General features: G+C 59.3%; 13 protein-coding genes, 1 pseudogene and 1 CRISPR repeat array. Of the genes and pseudogenes, 11 read left to right on the top strand and 3 right to left on the bottom strand.

Going from position 1 to position 19,384, the window contains the following annotated elements:
• Positions 1–17 precede the first annotated feature (17 nt).
• From recJ to NW858_RS04045, 8 genes and pseudogenes are all read left to right on the top strand, one after another.
• Positions 18–2,471 carry a single-stranded-DNA-specific exonuclease RecJ gene (recJ, locus tag NW858_RS04080; RefSeq protein WP_414519908.1) on the top strand — a complete coding sequence of 818 codons (2,454 nt, stop codon included), beginning with the start codon at positions 18–20 and terminating at the stop codon, positions 2,469–2,471.
• Between the two features lie 6 nt (positions 2,472–2,477).
• Positions 2,478–3,143 (top strand): metallophosphoesterase family protein, encoded by a 666-nt coding sequence (locus NW858_RS04075; protein ID WP_414334766.1) that lies wholly within the window; start codon positions 2,478–2,480, stop codon positions 3,141–3,143.
• A gap of 36 nt (positions 3,144–3,179) precedes the next feature.
• Positions 3,180–3,773 (top strand): RdgB/HAM1 family non-canonical purine NTP pyrophosphatase, encoded by a 594-nt coding sequence (gene rdgB, locus NW858_RS04070; RefSeq protein WP_414348475.1) that lies wholly within the window; start codon positions 3,180–3,182, stop codon positions 3,771–3,773.
• 114 nt (positions 3,774–3,887) lie between these two features.
• Complete coding sequence (locus tag NW858_RS04065) at positions 3,888–4,928, top strand: hypothetical protein (RefSeq protein WP_414368339.1); 1,041 nt, start codon at positions 3,888–3,890, stop codon at positions 4,926–4,928.
• 46 nt (positions 4,929–4,974) lie between these two features.
• On the top strand, positions 4,975–5,592 hold the full coding sequence (gene tmk, locus NW858_RS04060; RefSeq protein ID WP_414519905.1) for a dTMP kinase: 618 nt from the start codon (positions 4,975–4,977) through the stop codon (positions 5,590–5,592).
• A 162-nt stretch (positions 5,593–5,754) separates the two neighbouring features.
• Positions 5,755–6,534 (top strand): annotated as a pseudogene (locus NW858_RS04055) (CHAD domain-containing protein); the annotation flags it as partial.
• Between the two features lie 138 nt (positions 6,535–6,672).
• A CRISPR array of direct repeats spans positions 6,673–8,271; the repeat unit is 36 nt; unit sequence GTTTCCAATTTCTAGGGATCCCCCCGAAGGGGGAAC.
• 280 nt (positions 8,272–8,551) lie between these two features.
• Positions 8,552–10,498, top strand: a complete 1,947-nt coding sequence (locus tag NW858_RS04050; RefSeq protein ID WP_414519903.1) for a tetratricopeptide repeat protein — start codon at positions 8,552–8,554, stop codon at positions 10,496–10,498.
• Positions 10,499–10,721: 223 nt separating this feature from the next.
• Complete coding sequence (locus NW858_RS04045; RefSeq protein ID WP_414335926.1) at positions 10,722–11,432, top strand: hypothetical protein; 711 nt, start codon at positions 10,722–10,724, stop codon at positions 11,430–11,432.
• On the opposite strand, the gene NW858_RS04040 is transcribed toward NW858_RS04045, so the two are convergent.
• A complete protein-coding gene (locus NW858_RS04040) occupies positions 11,429–13,618 on the bottom strand; it encodes a serine/threonine protein kinase (RefSeq protein ID WP_414519901.1) in 2,190 nt (729 codons plus the stop codon). The genes NW858_RS04045 and NW858_RS04040 overlap by 4 nt on opposite strands.
• A 390-nt stretch (positions 13,619–14,008) precedes the next feature.
• On the opposite strand from NW858_RS04040, the gene NW858_RS04035 reads away from it, so the two are divergent.
• Genes NW858_RS04035 through NW858_RS04025 form a run of 3 tightly spaced genes read left to right on the top strand, consistent with a single transcriptional unit; the run spans position 14,009 to position 16,675 of the window.
• Entirely contained in the window at positions 14,009–14,968 is a 960-nt protein-coding gene (locus tag NW858_RS04035) for an NAD(+) kinase (protein ID WP_414335911.1), read from the top strand.
• Positions 14,969–15,028: 60 nt separating this feature from the next.
• Complete coding sequence (locus tag NW858_RS04030; RefSeq protein ID WP_414335909.1) at positions 15,029–15,667, top strand: histidine phosphatase family protein; 639 nt, start codon at positions 15,029–15,031, stop codon at positions 15,665–15,667.
• Positions 15,668–15,715: 48 nt separating this feature from the next.
• The gene (locus NW858_RS04025; protein ID WP_414519898.1) at positions 15,716–16,675 is read left to right on the top strand and encodes a patatin-like phospholipase family protein; all 960 of its coding nucleotides are present in this window, start codon (positions 15,716–15,718) and stop codon (positions 16,673–16,675) included.
• A 105-nt stretch (positions 16,676–16,780) separates the two neighbouring features.
• Here NW858_RS04025 and NW858_RS04020 read toward each other — a convergent pair whose 3' ends face one another.
• Positions 16,781–17,821 carry a DUF58 domain-containing protein gene (locus NW858_RS04020; protein WP_414519936.1) on the bottom strand — a complete coding sequence of 347 codons (1,041 nt, stop codon included), beginning with the start codon at positions 17,819–17,821 and terminating at the stop codon, positions 16,781–16,783.
• Positions 17,822–18,018: 197 nt separating this feature from the next.
• Positions 18,019–19,170, bottom strand: coding sequence for a DegT/DnrJ/EryC1/StrS family aminotransferase (locus tag NW858_RS04015; protein ID WP_414335912.1), 1,152 nt, complete (start codon positions 19,168–19,170; stop codon positions 18,019–18,021).
• Positions 19,171–19,384: the final 214 nt, after the last annotated feature.

Below are 19,384 nucleotides of genomic sequence, written 5' to 3'. Positions count from 1 at the left end.
CCTGAAGACCGATTGCAATGGCCGGGATCCCTGCCCAACGCTGGCTGTTTCATTCTGCAGACACACTGGCTGCCCAGAACTTGGCCGAGGCAGTGGGGGTCTCCTCTGCGTTAGCTCAGATCTTGCTCAATCGCGGCCTCTCTAGCCCTGCTGCTGTGCAGCGGTATTTGCAGCCGGATCCCGCCCACCTGCCCCCGCCCAGCCAGGATTTTGCCGATTTGCCGCTGGCGGTGGAACTGCTGGATGGGGCGATTTGCCGACAAGAGCCCATTGCCATCTGCGGCGACTACGATGCCGACGGCATGACCAGCACGGCTCTGCTGCTGCGGGCGTTGCGGGGCACGCCAGTGGTTTACCGCATTCCCAGCCGCATGACCGAGGGCTATGGCCTCAACAGCCGCATGGTGCAAGAGCTGCACCGCGAGGGGGTGCGCCTCATCCTCACGGTGGACAACGGCATCTCTGCCCACGAGCCCATCCAACTGGCCAAAGCCCTAGGTTTGACGGTGATCGTGACGGATCACCACGATTTGCCGCCCCAGTTGCCCCCTGCCGACGCCATCCTCAATCCCAAACAGCTCCCGCTCTCTTCTCCCTATCGAGGGATGGCCGGGGTGGGGGTGGCCTACCTCCTGGCCCAGGCGCTGGCGGAGCGGCGCGGTGACGGCCATTTGGAGCGGGTGGCGCTGGAACTGTTTACCGTGGGCACCATTGCCGATTTGGCGCCGCTGACAGGGATCAACCGCCTTTGGGTGCGGCAGGGGCTGAACCTCTTGCCCACTTCCCAGGTGGCCGGGATCCGCGCCCTGTTGCAGGTGATGGGGGTGCAGGGATCCCCAGAGGAGCTGCGGCCTGAGTGGATTGGGTTTGGCCTGGGGCCGCGCATCAACGCCGTTGGGCGGATTGGCCAGGCGAGAATGGGGATCCAGTTGCTGACCACCGACGACCCGCAGCAGGCGGAGAAACTGGCCCGCCGCTGCGAACGCCTCAACCAGGTGCGGCAGCAGATGTGCAGCCGCATCGAGGCCGAGGCCCTGGAGCAAATTGCCCGGCAAGGTCGGGATCTGCGGCAGGAACGGGTGTTGACGATTTTGGGATCCCCGCAGCAGAAATGGCACAAAGGGGTGATCGGCATCGTGGCCTCGCGCTTGGCAGAGCGTTTGGGCTGTCCGGTGTTCATCGGCAGCCAGTCGCGGCAAGGGGAGGTCAGCGGCTCGGCGCGGCAGGGGATCCCGGAGTTCGACGTGTTTCAGGCGTTGGAGTTTTGCCAAGATCTGTTCAGCAAACACGGCGGCCACCCGGCGGCAGGGGGATTTAGCCTGAGGGCGGAAAACTGGCCTCTTTTTGAAGAGCGGCTGCGGCAGTTTGCCCAACAGCAGTTGCAGCCGGAGCAGATCCAGCCGCTGGTACAGATCGACGTGGAGGTGGCACTGGCGGATCTCACCCTTGACCTCTATCGAGAGCTTCAGCATCTGCAGCCCTGTGGCATCGGCAACCCTGAGCCGGTCTTCTGCAGCCGCAACCTGCAGGTGCTGCAACAGCAGCGCTTTGGCGCAAGGGCCGTTACTGGGGATACCCCCAGCCACCTGAAGCTGCTGGTTCAGGATCCCGACACTTCTGCCTTTGGCAACCGAGCAGAACCCTCACTAGCCTCAACCGCCAAAGCCCGCAGCCGTCCCCTGTGGGCCATTCGCTGGCGAGGGGCTGAGAATTATCCCCTGCCCGACCGAGTTGACCTCGCCTACACTCTGAAGGCCAAAACGTGGCAGGGAGAAACCCAACTGGAGCTGGAAATTGTCGGGATCCGACCTGCCCAAGAGGCTGCTGCCCGCACCCCCCCCTTTCCTCTGGACGCTGCTCCTTCCATGTCCCACTCCCAGAGCGAGACCGAGTCCTCACCCCTGTTGATCTGGCGACCCACCCCCCAGCCCACCCAGCCTTTGCGTTGGCAAGCTGTAGACCGGTTTTCTGTCCTCTTGCCCCGGGCGCGGGGAACCATCCTGTTCTACGGCTTCCGCCGCCCTTCGCTTGTCCTGTCTTCTGGGCGGCACTTGACTCTCCACTACGACCGCCCCCAAACCGGCCACCGCTACGATCAACTCTGGTTGTGGAGTTGGCCTCCTTCTGTGGATCACCTCAAGTGGCTGCTCTGGGGTACTCCCAGCAGTGAGCTGCTGATCGCCGTCCATCGGCAAGCGGTGCCCCTACCCTCCGCCACCGGCTTGCAACGCCAGCTCCGCCAATACCTGCAAACCCACAGCCAGGTGGATCTGCTGCGCTTGGCCCAGCAATGGTGGCTGTCTCCGGCGGTATTGGTGGCAGGCTTGCGCTCCCTGGGGTATGCCTGTTCGGATTTTGGCCCCACAGGATCCCTGGACGAAGAACTGGAGGCCCAGCAAGCTTGGTACCGCAGCTCCTGGCAGCAAGTGGCCGCCCGGCTGCTGCAGATTCCTTTTGCGCCAGCGGTGTAGGGCAGCATGGGAATTAAGCTACTGCTGGGCTCCGACTACCACGGCAGCGACCGGCTGATCCGGCAGGCCCTGGCCCATCTGCCACAGGTGGATGCTTACATCAACTGCGGCGATTTCTGTTCCAAGGCCGGCAAGCCCTCCCGTAAAGCCACCCAGGGCTTTCATCCGGCAGCGCAAGCCGAGGTAGCCCAGTTGCAATCTTTTCTGGCGGCGGTGGAGAGTTTGGGCAAGCCCTGGCTCTTCCTGCCCGGCAACCACGATCCGGCGGCTGCGGTTTTGGATTCGCTGGCTGGCAGTTGGGGGCGGGCCATCACCCAGTCCTGCTGCTTTGAGTGGCTGGGGTTACAGGTTTTGGCTGTGCCCTGGACTCCCCCCTGTGGTTGGAGCTGGTCTCTCACCTCCGGCCATTTGCAGGAGCTGCTCCACCTCTACCGTCAACCCCCCCGGCCCATTGACCTGCTGCTGACCCATGCTCCGCCGCAAGGTCTTTTGGATGAAGGCGGAAAATGGTATCACCATTGCACGCCCACTTTGCGCCCCTTATTGGAACAGGTGCAGCCGCGCTACTACATCTGCGGACACATGCATTGGGATGGGGGCAAGGTAGAGCGGTGGGGATCCACCCTGGTGATCAACGCGGCTCTGCACAACATGGTTCTCGAGATTGATTAGGCAGGGATCCCTTGGATTTGCGCTAGGATCCCTTTCATGCCCCGTTCTTTGATCTTGGCCAGCAGCAGCCCTGGCAAATGGCGCGAGTTCAACGCCTTTTTCCAAGTCCATGCCCCCGCTTGGGAGCTGCTCCGTCTGCCTGCAGCAATTGAGGTGGAAGAGACCGGTACCACCTTTGCCGAGAATGCCCTTCTCAAAGCCAAGGCCGTGGCCAAAGCTCTGAGAGAGTGGGCCATTGCCGACGATTCCGGCCTGGCGGTGGCAGCCCTTGGCGGCGCCCCCGGGATCCACTCGGCTCGCTATGCTAACAGCGATGCCGCCCGCATCCAGCGGCTGCTGCAGGAGATGGAAGGGATCCCAAATCGCCGAGCCACCTTTCACTGCGCCATCGCCCTGGTGGATCCCCAGGGCCAGGTGCAGGCGTTGGTGGAAGGCCTTTGCCACGGGGAAATCTTGACCCAGCCGCGAGGAAAGGGGGGGTTCGGCTACGACCCGCTGTTTTGGGTGCCGGAGGTGGAGCTAACCTTTGCCGAGATGAGCCCGGCGCAAAAAGAAGCCATCGGCCACCGCGGCCAGGCCCTACGCGCCCTCAAGGAGCAGTTGCTCGCCTTGGAGGGCAGTCTGGGCTAGCCTAGACTCACCAAAGGCTTGGGAGCTGCTAGGATACACTAGTCCAATTCTTGAGGGTTTGGGACAGGGAAAACCCTCTTGCGTTGGCAGCCGAAAGGGAGTACTTGAGGCAACATGAGCTTCTCCGAGTTTGAGGATCGCGATCCCACCGCCGCGACAGAGCAGGCTGCTGGCCGTGGTTCTCCAGATTCTACTTCCAGTCCAAACTCCAGCGGAGCAGCGGGCGGCCGTCGTTCTCCGCCCCCTTTGCCGGAAGAGGGCTCAACTGTTGCGGGCGCAGAAGATTGGCTGGATGAGGAGAATGGGCGGGATAGCCACAGGGCTTCGCGACCTTCTGGCCGCAGCCGAGACAACGAAAAGGGTGAGCAGAGAAGAGCGGGTGAGCGTTCTGGACAGGCCCTAGTTCCCCGCCGTTCTGTCTCCGGCAGCCGGAACGGATCCGCCCGCTCTTCTGCCTATGCCGGCTCCTACCGGTCTGCAACTTACGGCTACACCGCCGGCTACGGCGGCAGTGGAGGATATGGAGGTGGAGGACGCAGCAGCAGCTCCTCAGGGGGAGTCTCCTCCTCGGATCTGACAATCCTGCTGGTGGTGGCCTTGCTGGCTTTCTTCGGCGGGTTTGCCATCCGCAACATCTTTGCCGAGTCGGGCGGCTTCGACGATGAGCGTCCCATCCGCGCGGCCAACGTGCCGGCGGCCTTCCGGGATTTTTGCTTTGCCTACAATGGCACGGCTTCCTTTACCGTGGTGCAACTGACCAGCGTTTCCGCCCTCACCATGGCTTCGGTGCCCATTTACAAGATGGACACCTGCACCATCCCCGTCAGCCAAACCGCCAACGCCCTGCAGGCCTTGGGCATCCGCGGGCGGGCAGACACCTTAGGCCCACAATTGGGGGGATCCAACCTCACCCTCATCCAGCTCCCTCTCGCCAGCGGCTTGGCCCGCGCCATCTACAACCAGTTTCCCAGCTTAGCCACCCAGGGTAACGAGGCCCAGGTTTTGTCCCAACTGGAAACCACCATCAACAACACCCTGCGCTCCAACATCGAAGGGCTGGCCTTGCAAGGCCTGGAGCCCACCAACATCCCCGATGTGTACGTGATGGTGCCGGGGCACTCCTTCAATTTGCAGCCTCAACTCAACCTGCGCTAGCCATGCCCCTCAAACAATCCTTTGACACACTCTCCTGGGCGAGGACGTGTTCATCACCTTAGAAGGTGGAGAAGGAGCGGGCAAAACCACTCAGCAGTCCCTTTTGGCCGAGCAGCTTCAACAAGAGGGCTATGCTTGCCTGTGTACCCGCGAGCCAGGGGGCACAGCACTGGGAAAGGTGCTGCGGGAGCTGCTGTTGCACGGGGATCCCATGACGCCGCTGGCCGAGCTGCTCCTGTACGCGGCGGATCGGGCTGAACACGTGAGCAAGGTCATCGCGCCGGCCCTGGCGGCGGGACAAGTGGTGATCTGTGATCGCTACACCGATTCCACCCTGGCCTACCAGGGCTACGGTCGGGGGCTGGATTTGGGGCAGATCCGCCAGCTCAACCACTTGGCCACCGGCGGGCTGCAGCCGCATCTCACCCTGTGGCTGGATCTTGCTCCCGAAGTGGGGCTAGCGCGCTCCCATCTTGGCGACAAACTGGAACAGGAGCACCTGGAGTTCCACCGCCGCGTCTACCAAGGGTTCCAAGCCCTGGCCGCTGCAGAACCGCAGCGGATTGTCTGCGTTCCGGCCCAGGGATCCCCTGCCGAGGTAGCGGCACGGATTTGGTCGGTGGTGAAGCCCCGCCTACCCCGGCGCGACAACAGTGCAAGTTAGTATCTCTCCCCTCTCGCCCTCTTAAGGTTAAAATTAGGTTAAGAAGCAAAGCCGCTCTACCTCTTCCTAGGTTAGGTTGGCTGGGCGGCTCCGCGGGCGAGAGTTTTGTCTTTTCGATTGCTTCGCTGGGCTTTTGGAAAGGGAGACCTGTCTATAGATGCGATGTTGCTGGGTACCGAGCAAAAGGGTGAACAGAACCAGATCATGCTTTCCCCTTTGTCCTCGTCCTCTCTGGCGCTCCAAGCCCACCAACTGTTGAGCCAGCAATGGCAGCGACTGCAAAAACACGTGCGGCGAGTTCTGGCCCAGCATCCAGAGGCAGTAGAATCCTTGCATCAAATCCGGGTGATCCTGCGCCGTATTGGCACCTGGGTGGAGGTGTTTCAGGGATCTGTCCGGCTGCCCAAACCTCTTAAGCCCAAACGCCTGCAAAAGTTGGCCAGGGCTTTGGGCAAACAGCGGGATCTGGACGTGCTGCTGGAAATCCTGCAGGAGCCGTGGTGGGAAGGGATCCCGGCGGCCCAGCAAGCGGAGCTGGAGAAGCTAAGGCAAGATCTGCGGCAACGTCGAGCCCGAGCTGAGAAGCGCTCCCGTCGCATCCTCGAAGATTCTGACTTTCTGGAGTTTCAAGCCGCCTGCGAGCAGTGGCTGGCTCACCCGCGCTACAAGCCTCAGGCAGAGCTGCCTTTACTGGAAAGCTTGCCCCATTTGCTGACCCCTCTGCTGGCCGAGTGGCTGCTGCAACCGGGTTGGCGGATCCCTGCTTTTCCCAGGACGGAGGCTCAAGCTGAGCAACTGCACGAGCTGCGCAAGGCTACCAAACGGCTGCGCTATCAGGTGGAGTTTTTTGCGCCCTTTTACGGGGAAGCCATGCAAGATTGGATAGCGACCCTGAAGCGCCTGCAAGACCAACTGGGCCGCTTTAACGACTTGCAGGTTTTGCAAGCCGAGCTGCCCGCAGACTCAGAACTGCAAACCCTTCTCCAAGAGCAACAAAAGCTAGCCCTCCAGGAGTGGCCCGGCTACCAACAGCGCTATCTGTCTACTGCTGAGCAGCGGCAGCTTTATTGCAATTGGTTTGTTTCCAATTTCTAGGGATCCCCCCGAAGGGGGAACAAACTCTGTCTTAGCTCTAATCCATCTTGTTTTGGCAGTTTCCAATTTCTAGGGATCCCCCCGAAGGGGGAACCAAACGGGATTCTAGGCCGTGGGTACAAGTCTGCGTCTGTTTCCAATTTCTAGGAATCCCCCCGAAGGGGGAACGAGTGTAATCACTCAGTGAGGGTGCTATGACCTACCAGTTTCCAATTTCTAGGGATCCCCCCGAAGGGGGAACTGGAGTTCTTGCCCCCCCACATCGAGACCAGCGTCCTGGTTTCCAATTTCTAGGGATCCCCCCGAAGGGGGAACAAGAGCGGCTAAACCCAGTGACTGGTGAAGAAGTCATGTTTCCAATTTCTAGGGATCCCCCCGAAGGGGGAACTGGTGGAAGAGGCGCAGTGTCTGGATGACTCAATGGTGTGTTTCCAATTTCTAGGGATCCCCCCGAAGGGGGAACCACAAGTCATCATCGCCCTGCCAGGACTCTCCCCCCTGGCGTTTCCAATTTCTAGGGATCCCCCCGAAGGGGGAACTTGAGATTCTCCGGAAGTATGAGGAGGATTCTAAAACAGTTTCCAATTTCTAGGGATCCCCCCGAAGGGGGAACGCTAGACCTTCCCACGTGTCTTGGGAAGGTAAGCGCAGCTGTTTCCAATTTCTAGGGATCCCCCCGAAGGGGGAACTACGAAACATATGTCGATTCAAAAGGTACTACACTAGTTTCCAATTTCTAGGGATCCCCCCGAAGGGGGAACCAACCGCGCAGTAAAGGCTAACCTAGGCCGGGTTAGGTTTCCAATTTCTAGGGATCCCCCCGAAGGGGGAACATCCAACTATCGAATTAAGCTGGAATAACGCATTCAGGTTTCCAATTTCTAGGGATCCCCCCGAAGGGGGAACATGAGTAGGGGGAGCCTATTCGGGTATGGCCCGACCTGTTTCCAATTTCTAGGGATCCCCCCGAAGGGGGAACTGGAGCTCGCCTCGAGCTCCAACTCGGACAATCTTAGTTTTAAGTTTCCAATTTCTAGGGATCCCCCCGAAGGGGGAACTTGGCAATCTCGAAGAACGCCGGTACTGCAGCACGACGGTTTCCAATTTCTAGGGATCCCCCCGAAGGGGGAACTGAGAAAGTTAGAAACTCCCGGCTCAATCGGGAAGCTCAAAGTTTCCAATTTCTAGGGATCCCCCCGAAGGGGGAACAGGGCTAGGGCCAATACAGGTTGGGGTTCTAAGTAGTTTGTTTCCAATTTCTAGGGATCCCCCCGAAGGGGGAACTTTTCGTAATCAACTGTCAGGAGGAGAGGAAAATGCCAAGGTTGTTTCCAATTTCTAGGGATCCCCCCGAAGGGGGAACCAAGAATCTCCAATAGGTCACCCACCCACCAGGCCCCGTTTCCAATTTCTAGGGATCCCCCCGAAGGGGGAACTCGGACTGGCGCCGGCTCAAGGGTTGGGACCCGCTCTTTAGTTTCCAATTTCTAGGGATCCCCCCGAAGGGGGAACCACTGGTCTTCACCGGTAAGGTGGCCCTGGCCTACTGTTTCCAATTTCTAGGGATCCCCCCGAAGGGGGAACTCTACCCCTATTAAACCCAAGCGGGGCAAGGAATGCAAGACCCATTTGCGAGGGGGTCGGTCGAAGACGGCAAAAAAGGGCCTAGAAGAGGGGGGGCAAGAGGCCTGAAAGCCTTGTGGCGCAAGGCATCGAGCGGGTCAACGAAAGAATCGGCCTTTGCGGGATTTGGCGAGGCGCTCGCAGAGCCGCTGATACCGTTTTTGTGTGCTTTTGACAACATGAGCCTCAGGGGGCTGAAGCGCCTATAGTGGGGGAAGATCTCCAGCTTCCCTCGTTGTCGATGTCGGATCTCACCCCCACGGGTAAGCTTCTGGCCGGGATCCAGGCCCAGCAGTCTGGCGACTTGCGAACAGCGGAAGCCATTTACTCGGAAATTCTGGCGGAGTTTCCGGATCAAGCTGATGCCCTGCACCTGCTGGGGACGGTGGCCCAGGCCAAGGGAGAGGGGGAATGGGCGGCTGCTTTGATTGCCGAGGCCATTGCGCTCGATCCCTGCGTAGCCCTCTATCATCACAACCTGGGCGTTGTCTATGAATCTTTGGGGCAACTGGAAAAGGCGCTATCTTGCTATCGGCAGAGCCTGAGCCTCAATCCCAAGGCTTACCTTTCTGCTTTGCAAGCCGGCAAGATTCTTGTTAACCTACGCCGCCATCAAGAAGCGATCCCTTTGCTTGGCTCCTTGTTAGAAAATCCAGATCCAGCAGCAGGGATCCCTTGGGCTGAGGTGCATTTTTATCTGGGAATGGCCCATCGTGAGCAAGGGGAACACAGCGCGGCTCTGGCTCACCTGGAAAAGTCGTGGACTTTGGATCCCAATTTTGTGGTAGCTCGCTGGCTTTACCATCTCTATTTGCCCGCCCTCTATCAGGATGAGGAAGAGCTGCATAGATTTCGCTCTCGCTTTGTAGAACACCTGGATCGCCTCATTGAGGAGACGCCCTTGGACACCCAAGAGCAGCGGCGGCTTGCCTTTTTAGGGTCAAGCTGGGGAACGCCCCACTATCTGCAGTACCAGGGCTGCGACGACCTGGAGCTGCAGAAAAAATACGCTCAGTTTGTGCAGCGCATCGTGAAATCTTGCTACCCCAATTGGCACTCTCTTCCCCGGCAACCAGGGGATCCCATTCGCGTTGGCTTTGTCTCGGCCTCGATGCGCGCTTGCTCCTACAGCCGTCTCTCTTTGGGGTGGGTGAAGTACTTAAAGGCGAGCTCCCAGTGGCCTTTTCTGGTGTTTGCCTACCATTTGGATCCCAGAACCGACTTCATGACAGAGCAATATCGTCAGTATGCCGATGTATTTCGCCACATTCCCACTGGCTTTGAAGATGCTGCCCGCCAAATTTTGCAGGATCAGCTCGATGTTTTGGTGTATCTGGAAATTGGCCTTTCTCCCCTGATTTTGCAACTGGCATCTCTGCGGCTAGCCCCAGTGCAATGCTCCACCTGGGCCCATCCTGTAACTTCTGGACTTTCAACCATTGACTACTTTCTCTCCAGCGACCTGATGGAGCCCGAAGATGGGCAGGCTCACTACAGCGAAACCCTAGTTCGGCTGCCCCGCCTGGGTACTTGTTTTGAAAAGCCCGTTTTACCTCAGCAAAAGCGTCATCGTGGGGATTTTGGCCTGCGCCAAGACGCAGTAGTTTATCTTACCTGTCAATACCTGGGCAAGTATCTGCCCCAATATGACTATCTTTTTGCCGCCATTGCCCAGCGAGTGCCCAACGCTCAATTTGTCTTCTTGGCGTTGCCCAATGCTGCCATTGCCCAACACTTTTGGCAGCGTCTTTCCCGAACTTTCTCCGCCTATGGCCTTTCTGCGGAAGACCACTGCTTGATCTTGCCCCAACTGGATCATCAAGACTACTTGGATCTCAACCGCTGCGCCGACATTATGCTGGATTCCTACGGCTGGTCGGGCGGGATCACCACCCTGGAAGCTGTTGCTGCCGGCTTGCCTGTAGTGACCTGCCCTGGCCGGTTCCTGCGGGGCCGCCACACCTATGCCATTCTCAAAAGGATGGGCCTTGATCTCTTAATTGCCCAAGACCTCCAGCGCTACGAAGAGTTAGCCGTCCAACTGGGAACGGATCCCCAATTTCGGCAGCAAATCTCCCAGCAGATCCAACAGCGGCGCGACCTGCTTTTTGAGGATCGAGACTGCGTGGCAGCTCTGGCCCATTTCTTGCTCACCAGGAAGCGCTACGCCAGCAGTGGTTATGGTTAGCTCACCCCAAGTAGAGGGCTTTGCTCCGGATCCCTTCCCGCAAATGGGTACAAGACTGGCTCGATGGTTCCGCCGTGCCCTTCTCGAGCTGGGCAGTGAGATAGGCCATCCGTGCTGAACGTAGGGCAAGGCTGTCAGTGATCTTCATTTTGTGCGAATTGCTCAAATCATCCTAATCTGGATCCAGAGGAACGTTAGCGATCCGGTGGCCGGGGGAGTGTCTATGTCATTGTCAGCGTTGAAGGTTTCTGGATCCCAGGTGCGGTTTTTCTGGGGCCTTCTGGCCTCGACTGTCCTCCTGGCAGGCTGTGGGGGGGGTGGGGGGACGGTGCCGCCTCTGGTCAATGTTTGCGAGCAAGCCTTTAGCCCAGAGTTTTTCGCATCAATTGGCCTGCGCCGCCAAGGAGATAGCCGCAGCGGAACCTTGGGGCCGAATAGCCTTTTGGAGTTCTACTTCGATAGCGCTGGCGAGGTTCAAAATGCCCGGGAAGTTCCACCGCCTCCTGGCACCTTCACCTTTTACTCAGATGGGTTTCTCTACTTTCCTTCTGCAGCCAACGTTACCGGAGTTACCATCCGGCTGACCAGCCCGGTTTTCGATCCGCTGTTGGTCATCGGTGCCTTTGATACCGGTAGAAATTTGGATCGGAATGTCCTTTTTGTTAACGATGATGCTGCTCCTGGCAACTTTACCACCTCCCAGCTCACGATCCCGGTGCGGCAAGACCGCTGCTACTTGATCCAGGTGCAAAGTTACTGGGCGCAAAATGCTTCCCCAACCGCTGGGCCAGGTAGTCCTGGGCGAGGGCCATATACCCTCCAGGTGGTGAGCGAAACGTTTGCCACCCCTCCTCCTCTCCCTCCCTTGCAACAGAAGCCGGAGGATCCGGAGAACGGCGGTGGCGGTGACCGAGGTGGCGGCGTGGGTATTTAACTCTGGCGAGTGAGCCTGATGGCAAAGCTGGCGCTGCCACAGGTGGCCGTGCCACGAATGGAGCGCCCGTCGGCGCTGACAGTGCCACTCCACGTGATGGTTGGGGTACCGCTGCCCCCTATCTTGCCGCTGACAGAAAGTTGGTTGCGGATGAGCTGGCCACTGCGCTCCGCAAAACCGGGAGAGGAAACACTGATCTGGTTGCCGTCTTGACGAATGGAGACGGTTTCCTGGATACCGGTTGCAACATTAACCTTACACAGGGATCCCTGCCAGACAAAGGATCCTCCCTCGTAGAGCCACTGGCCGCTCAAGGCAAGCTCTGCCGCAGGCGTTGGTGTTGCTGGGGCCGGTGTCGAGGTGGGCGGCGGGGGTGGAGTTGGGGTAGGGGTAGGAGCACGAGGAACAAGCGGCGTCAATCGAGGGATAGGGGTAAGCGTTGGTGTTGGCACCGGAGTGGGAGTGGGTGGCAGTACTGGAGTTCGAGTAGGCGTCGCCACCGGGGTAGGAGTGGGTGTCGGTGCCGGAGTTGGAGTAGGCGTTGCCACCGGAGTGGGAGTGGGTGTTGGTGCCGGAGTTGGAGTAGGCGTTGCCACCGGAGTGGGAGTGGGTGTTGGTGCCGGAGTTGGAGTAAGTGTCGCCACCGGAGTGGGGGCGGGCTCGAGGGTAGGTGTTGGGGTGACTGCGGCGGTAGGGATCGGCTCCGGCTCTTCCTGGGTATCGCGGGTTGCTGGGCGCGGCCAGAGCCAAAAGGCGGCCAACAAAGCCACAGCGCCTCCCCCAGCCAAGACCCACTTCAGGCTGCTGCCAGAAGGCTGGAGAACCGTTGGGGGGGCAGCTTGCGGCAGAGGGCGGGTGCGGGGAGTATCCGTTCGTGGTGGGACGGGGGGATCCTGAGGGGGAGCAGCCGGGCGGGTGTTGCTGGCTGGGATGACTGTAGAGGGGGTTTTGGGAGTTTCGCCTGCAGCTTGAGAGGAGGGATCCGGTGCAGCTTCTGCCGAGGTAGTTGAGGGGAGAGGTTCCTGCCCGGCGATGTAGTAGGGGATCCCTGCACCTGGGGGAGAGACCGGCTCATCTTCAATGAGATCCAGATCCTCATCGCGGATATCTTCAAAGGCTCCAGCAGTTGATCCTGTATTGCTGGTGGTTGCGAGCGGCAGCCTGGGATCGGAAGAGGATGGAGCCTCGTTTTGAGCCTTGGCACCGCCGGTGGGAAGAATCACGGTACTGGCCTGGCTGCTGGAGAGTTGAGTGGCTACCGTCAGCTCATAGGCTTGCAGCAGCCGCTCCCCTAGCTCCTGCATCGTCTGCGGCCGCTCGTCGGGGTTTTTCTTGAGGCAATCCATCACCACTGCTGCCAAGGCGGGCGGGATCGGCTGCGGGGTTGTCTCCGGGTTGATCTCAAGGGGGCTTTCGTAGCAATGGGCGTGGATCCAACTGTGCAGAGAGTCGGTTTCCAATTGAAAGGGCATGGATCCCGTCAGCATCTCGTAGAGCACCACCCCCAGGGAGTAAATGTCTGAGCGGGCATCCAGAGACTTGCCCCGTATCTGTTCAGGAGAGGCGTAACGAGCGGTGCCGATAAATCCACCCCCTTTTTGGGTGCCCAGGCTAAGGGTGTGATCAGCCAAGGTTTTGGCTACGCCGAAGTCGAGGATTTTCAGTTGCGACGTGAGCTGGCCATCTCGAAAAACCCGCTCAACAAACAGGTTGCTGGGCTTGATGTCGCGGTGAATGACGCCCCGAATCTCACGGCCCTCGACCTTGGCTTGAAATGTATGAGCAAAGTGCAGCCCCTCACAGGCCTGCAGGGCCAGCCGAAGGGCTTGCCGGAGCGGCAGAGCCCCTTTTTCTCGAATCAGCTTGCCCAGATCCTGCCCCTTGAGGTACTCCATCACCAAGTAGGCCTGCTCCCCCTCTTGGCCGTGATCCAAGACTTTGACGATGCGGGGATGCTGGCCCAGAAGGGTGCTGACGCGGATCTCTTCGGCAAAGCGGCGACGCAGATCGGTCTGGGCGTCACCCCGGCTCAGCAGCATAGGGGCATGCAGGATCTTAACAGCCACCTCTTGGCGGTTGTTGTGCAAGTCCAAAGCGCGGAAGACGGATCCCATGCCGCCGCCACCGATTTCTTGAATCAGTTGGTAGCGGCCACCCAAAATGCGATCGGTGAGATCGGGGGCCATAGGTTTGCAGGTGCAGCGAAGAAGCAGCTTGGGCAGGGCTGTCCATACGATAAACCAATTGCTGGAGTTTATACCGGCTCATTTCCCCGTCCAACTCAGGGATCCCAATCTTTGACGCTCTGGGAACTCTGCGCCGCTCAAGCCCTCACCCCCAACCCCTCTCCCTCTGGGAGAGGGGAGTTGGAGCGGCGCGTTTGCGGCAGCGCTGCCTAGCAATAACGACGCGACGAGCTGTTTTTCACTGCTATTTGGAATGACTATTTAGAGATTTTTTTAAAGATCCCCAGTAAATGTGAAGAAAGCAAAAGGAAATGCTTGGGGAAATGAGGCCTTCTGGGCAACCTTCAGCCCCAAGAGGGATGATCGGAAGGGATCCCTGGGCGAGGGCTTATGGACTTGGGCTTGGTGGTGATCGCCTACAAGGAGGGGGATCGGGAGAGCAAAGCCGCCTGTCAATTGTGTGCGGAGCAATTGCGTCGGCGCGGCGTTACGGTGCTGACCGCTCCCACCGGCTTGCACCACAACCCCTACCCGGTCTTTTTGGAGGCCACTTCGGATCCCATCGATCTGGTCGTGGTGCTGGGGGGAGATGGGTCGGTGTTGGCGGCAGCCCGCCACCTGGCCCCGCACGGGATCCCGATTTTGCCCATTCAGTCGGGGGGCAGGCTGGGGTTTTTGGCTCAATCAGAGCGGGTGCTGCATCAGGATCCCTGGGATCGCATCCAGGCGGGAGACTTTGTTCTGCAAGCCCGCATGATGTTGCAGGCCCAGATTTGGGAGCAAGCGCAATTGGGGCAGGGAGCTATCCCTGGGGAGGGCAAGCGGCAGGGCCGCCCGGTCAGCGAAGTCTACTACGCCCTCAACGAAATGTGCCTCAAGCCCATCAACCGGGAACGCCTGCCCGCCGCCATCATGGAAATCGAAGTCAATGGCGAGATTTTGGATCAGTACCACGGAGATGGCGTGCTGGTGGCCACGCCGACGGGATCCACCTGCTACACCTTGGCAGCCAACGGCCCCATCCTGGAACCTACCTTTGAGGCCATCATCATCACTCCCATTTGTCCCCTCAGCTTGTCCAGCCGGCCCATTGTTATCAGCGGCACGGCCACGGTGGAGATCTGGCCCCTTGCCGATCCGGAAGGGCTGACCCGCCTCTGGACTGATGGTGTCTTGGCTCAATCGGTCAACCCCGGCCAGTGGGTGCAAATTCAACGGGCTCCCCTGCCGGCCAAGCTGATGATCCTAGAAAAAGACCTCTCCTACTTCCGCACCTTGCGAGAAAAGCTGCAGTGGGCCGGCAGCCGCATCTACATCCCCACCACCAACCACCGCCCCGAGGGGGGATAAAGGGATCTTAAAGTTGGGGAGCTAGAGTAGCGGAGTTTAACTCCCCTGGAATCTTCTCCCATGAGCCTCAGACTGTACCTACTCAGACACGGGGAAACCCCCTACAGCCGTTCCGGTAGCTTTTGTGGCGCCCTCGATCCCGACCTCACCCCCGAAGGCCAGCAGATGGCAGAAGCTTTTGCCGCCGCCTATGCCGGGATCCCTTGGCAGGCCCTCTACGTCAGCCCGATGCGGCGCACCTTGGCTACTCTCAGGCCGCTGGCAGAGAAGACGGGGTTGGAGATGCAGATTCGAGAGGGCTTGAGGGAAATCCACTACGGTGAGTGGGAGGGCAAAACCCACGCCGAGGCCCGCGAAGCCCATCCCGAAACCTACTGGCGCTGGATGACCGAGCCGGCCTGGAACGCTCCTCCAGGCGGCGAAACCGCCGTGCAAATTGCCAACCGCGCCCTGCCGGTTGTGGCGGAGATCGAAGCAAAATGGTCGGATGGCAACGTCTTGATCGTCTCCCACAAGGCCACCATTCGGATTCTTCTCTGCAGCCTGCTGGGCATTGACCTGGGCCGCTACCGGGATCGTATCGAGGTTTTGGCTGCCTCGGTCAGCGTGGTCAAGTTCGACCGCTATGGGCCCCTGCTGGAAAGTTTGGGAGAACGCAGCTATTTGCCGCCTGATCTGCGGCAAAGGGCAGGCACCTAAAAGTTTAGAATTACTAGAATCTTTTGGGCTTTTTTTGAACAAGCGACCATGGGCAAAAAACTGGGCTTGGCACTGGGCAGTGGCGGAGCGAGGGGATGGGCCCATATTGGCGTGATCCGGGCGCTAGAACAGGCCGGGATCCCGATCGATTACATTGCCGGGACGAGCATCGGCGCCTTCGTCGGAGCCATTTACGCCGCAGGTGAACTGGATGAGCTAGAGGACTTTGTGCGGGAGCTCAACTGGAAGATGATCCTGTCTTTATTTGATGTAGTCTTTCCCACCTGTGGCCTTCTGGAGGGCAACAAAATCTACGAGCTACTGACGGAACATTTGCAAGAGCTGTGCATTGAAGAGGCCGGGATCCCTTTTTGTTGCGTGGCTACAGATTTGATTACAGGCCAAGAGGTGCTGTTGCGGTCCGGCAAAATGGCCGATGCGGTGCGGGCCAGCATCTCCATCCCCGGCATTTTCACTCCTTTTCAGCACGAAGGTCGCTACCTCAGCGATGGGGGCATTGTCAACCCGCTGCCGGTACGGGTGGTGCGGGAAATGGGCGCCGAGGTTGTCTTGGCGGTCAACCCCAACCACGTGGATCCTGCGGATGTGGAGCCGGAGGTAGAGGAAACGGAGGTAGAAGAAACTTTTCAAAGACGCCGGCGCTTCAATGTCGAAGGAGAGGTGATCGAGGAGGAAACCAGCTTCATCACCCGCATCCACAAACGGTACCAATCTCTACAACAAGCGATCCAGGAAAAAATTAGTCAATGGTTTCCAGACGAGCCTTCTGGCCCCAACATTTTTGACATTATCGGCAGAACTTTGAACATCATGGAGCAAATGGTAACCCACAGCATTTTGGCCGAACATCCACCGGACTTACTGTTACAACCTAAGCTCAGCCAATACAGCATCTTCGATTTCCACCAGGCAGATGCCATTATTCGAGAAGGCTATCGGCAAATGCGACGGGCCATTCCAGAATTGCGCCAAAAGCTGGAGCAGTGAACCAACACTTTTCCAGCGGTTCAACCTAAAGCTTTAAAGGGATCCGCGGCTCAAGCTTTACCAAACGCCTCTCGACGGATCCCGCTATCAAAACGGGTCTGAAGTTCACTCGATTGGGATAAATTGCAACAGCAATCCTGGGTGGATGAGATAGCCCGGGGCAGATTTTCCATCCTGGTCGGGATGGGCCAGCAGCACACAGCGATCGTGGGGGGTGAGGTTAAACCCAACAGAGGGATCAGGCTCTCTTTTCAGTTGAGAGTTGAGTTGGGGATCCCCGACAAACGTTAGTTGGGCCAACAGAGTTAACAGCCGGTCTTGGTGGGCCAGATCCGCCGCAAAAGCAGTCCGCTCCTGCAAGGTGGCCAGCGCCACAGGATAGCCTTCTCGAATCAAATAGGTGAGGATCCCGGCACAGCGCTCTACGGCTCGCTCCAGCTTGTTGCGATGGGCTTCAGGGCTTTCTCCCCGCGGCTGCCAGCGATTTTCAAAGCAGAGGACGATGGCCTGGGAACGGGGGCGCTCCAGCTCCCGCACAACCAGTTGATCCCGTTTGGCCGAGATCTTCCAGTGCACCGAGCGCACATCATCTTGGGGACGATAGGGCCGCAGGCTAAGGTAGTCCCCCTCCTGGCCGGCCTGAGGGCGCAACTGGCTACCACCGCTCAATTGTTCCCACAGCAACAGGTTTTGGACAGGGGCAGGCCGAGGAAACACAATCACCGTCTGCGGGTCCTCGATTTCCACTGCCTTGCGGAAGAGTTCAAAGGGAAAGCTGGTGGCAATCTCAAAACCCTGCAGCCGCCACACCCCTCGCCTTGAAAAGGTGTGTTGATAGAAAGTATCCAGCTTTGCGCCCGGATCCAGGCGCAAAACATAGCTGGAAGGCCAATCTGCCCGCTTCAGCCCCTCGATGCGTTCGCTCACCTGCAGCGAAAAACTGGGCAGGCGTCGCTTGCGATTGACCAGCGTCAGCCCCACCAAGACCGGCTGGCCGGCAAAGATGCGGCTGGGCAACTGCCGGCTCACCTCTAGATCTTTGAGGGTGAGGTCGGAGAGGAGGCCGCTGAGGAGAATGAGGCTGAGCAGCATCCCCAGCACCAGGTATAGGGGATTGTTGCCGGTGTTGAAGGCGGCAATACTCACCAAGAGGGTGATCCCAACAAACCGACCCCCGATGCGGGTAAAGCGGAAGCGGCGCAGAAAACGAACGCGCTGTTTCGATGGCAGCTTTGCAGAAACAGCTCCTGGTCGGGGAGACCATTGAAATAACGGAAATAGTTGAGGTAGTCTTCGGCTGAGCTTCAATAACACCTGAGCTCCCTCCTCAGTGTTCGGCGCCGCTAGGGTTCTTCTGACAAGATTTCGGCAATGGCTGCAGCCACCCGCTCCTGCTGCCGGAGAGTTAATTCAGGAAAACAGGGCAGGGACAACACTTGAGCGGCACAGAGTTCGGCATTGGGTAAATCCCCAGGTTTGTACCCCAACTTTTTGCGGTACACCGGCTGCAGATGCAGGGGGATGGGGTAGTAAACGCGGCTGGCAATGCCCCGCTCCTGCAACTGCCGTTGCACAGCATCGCGCCGCCGTGAGTCGGTTGGGTGGGAGCCAGGCACCCGCACCGTGTACTGGTGCCACACCGAGTTGCCCCCCACCGCCACCTGGGGCAGGATCAGGCCAGGGATCCCGTGCAACAGGCGGTGATAGGACTCGGCAATCCCCTGCCGCCGCCAGTTCCACTCCCGCAGGTGGGACAACTTAACCGACAGGATCACCGCCTGCAGCGCATCCAGACGGCTGTTGAGGCCAATATACTCGTGCTGGTATTGATGGGTCTGGCCGTGTTCTTTGAGGATGCGCACCTGGCGAGCCAAGTGGGCATCCCGGGTCACCACCGCCCCCCCATCCCCTGCTGCCCCCAAGTTCTTGGTGGGAAAAAAGCTGAAGCAGCCGAGATCGCCCCAGGTGCCCACCGGCCTGCCCCCCCAACAAGCTCCCACCGCCTGGGCGCAATCTTCTATCACCGCCAGCCCATGTCGGCGGGCAATGGCGACAATCTCGGTCAGGTTGGCCGCCTGACCGAACAGATGCACCACCACCACCGCCCTGGTGCAGGGGGAGATGCTCTTTTCCAGAAGCTGCGGATCCAGGTTGAAAGTACAGGGATCCACATCCACAAACACCGGACGCGCCCCCACCAAGTCGATGGCCTCGGCAGAGGCAAAAAAGCTAAAGGCAGTGGTGATGACCTCATCGCCCGCTTGGATGCCCAAAGCCCGCAGAGCCAGCACCAGAGCATCGGTGCCGGAATTGCAGCCGACAGTCTCCAGATCCCCGCCGCCCAAAAACTGGGAGAAGAGCTCCTCAAAGCGCCGCACCGCCCCGCCGCCGATGTACTGCCCCGAGGCCAGCAACGCTTCCACCTGGGGCAGCAGGTCGGCAGCCAGAGCGCGGTATTGCAACGTCAAATCCAGCAGCGGGATCGGCTCATCCATGGTGGGGGGGGGGTAGCGGCCACAGCCCATCATCGAGGATAAGAGCCGAGGAAGACAACGCTCTGGTTCAAAATGGGGCTTTTTGTAGCTTCGTTGCTGAGAAAGCTGCTGGGATCCCAGCCCCGCCCCGACTTGATCCCCATCTGAGCTAGAGTAAACGCGGGCCAGGGAACCGGTAGGCTGGATACAGCTATCGACAGGATGCTTTATGGAG

This window comes from Synechococcus sp. H55.10 (assembly GCF_047502715.1).
In the GTDB taxonomy this organism is placed as follows: domain Bacteria; phylum Cyanobacteriota; class Cyanobacteriia; order Thermostichales; family Thermostichaceae; genus Thermostichus.
This window is presented reverse-complemented; position numbering and strand designations above follow the sequence as displayed.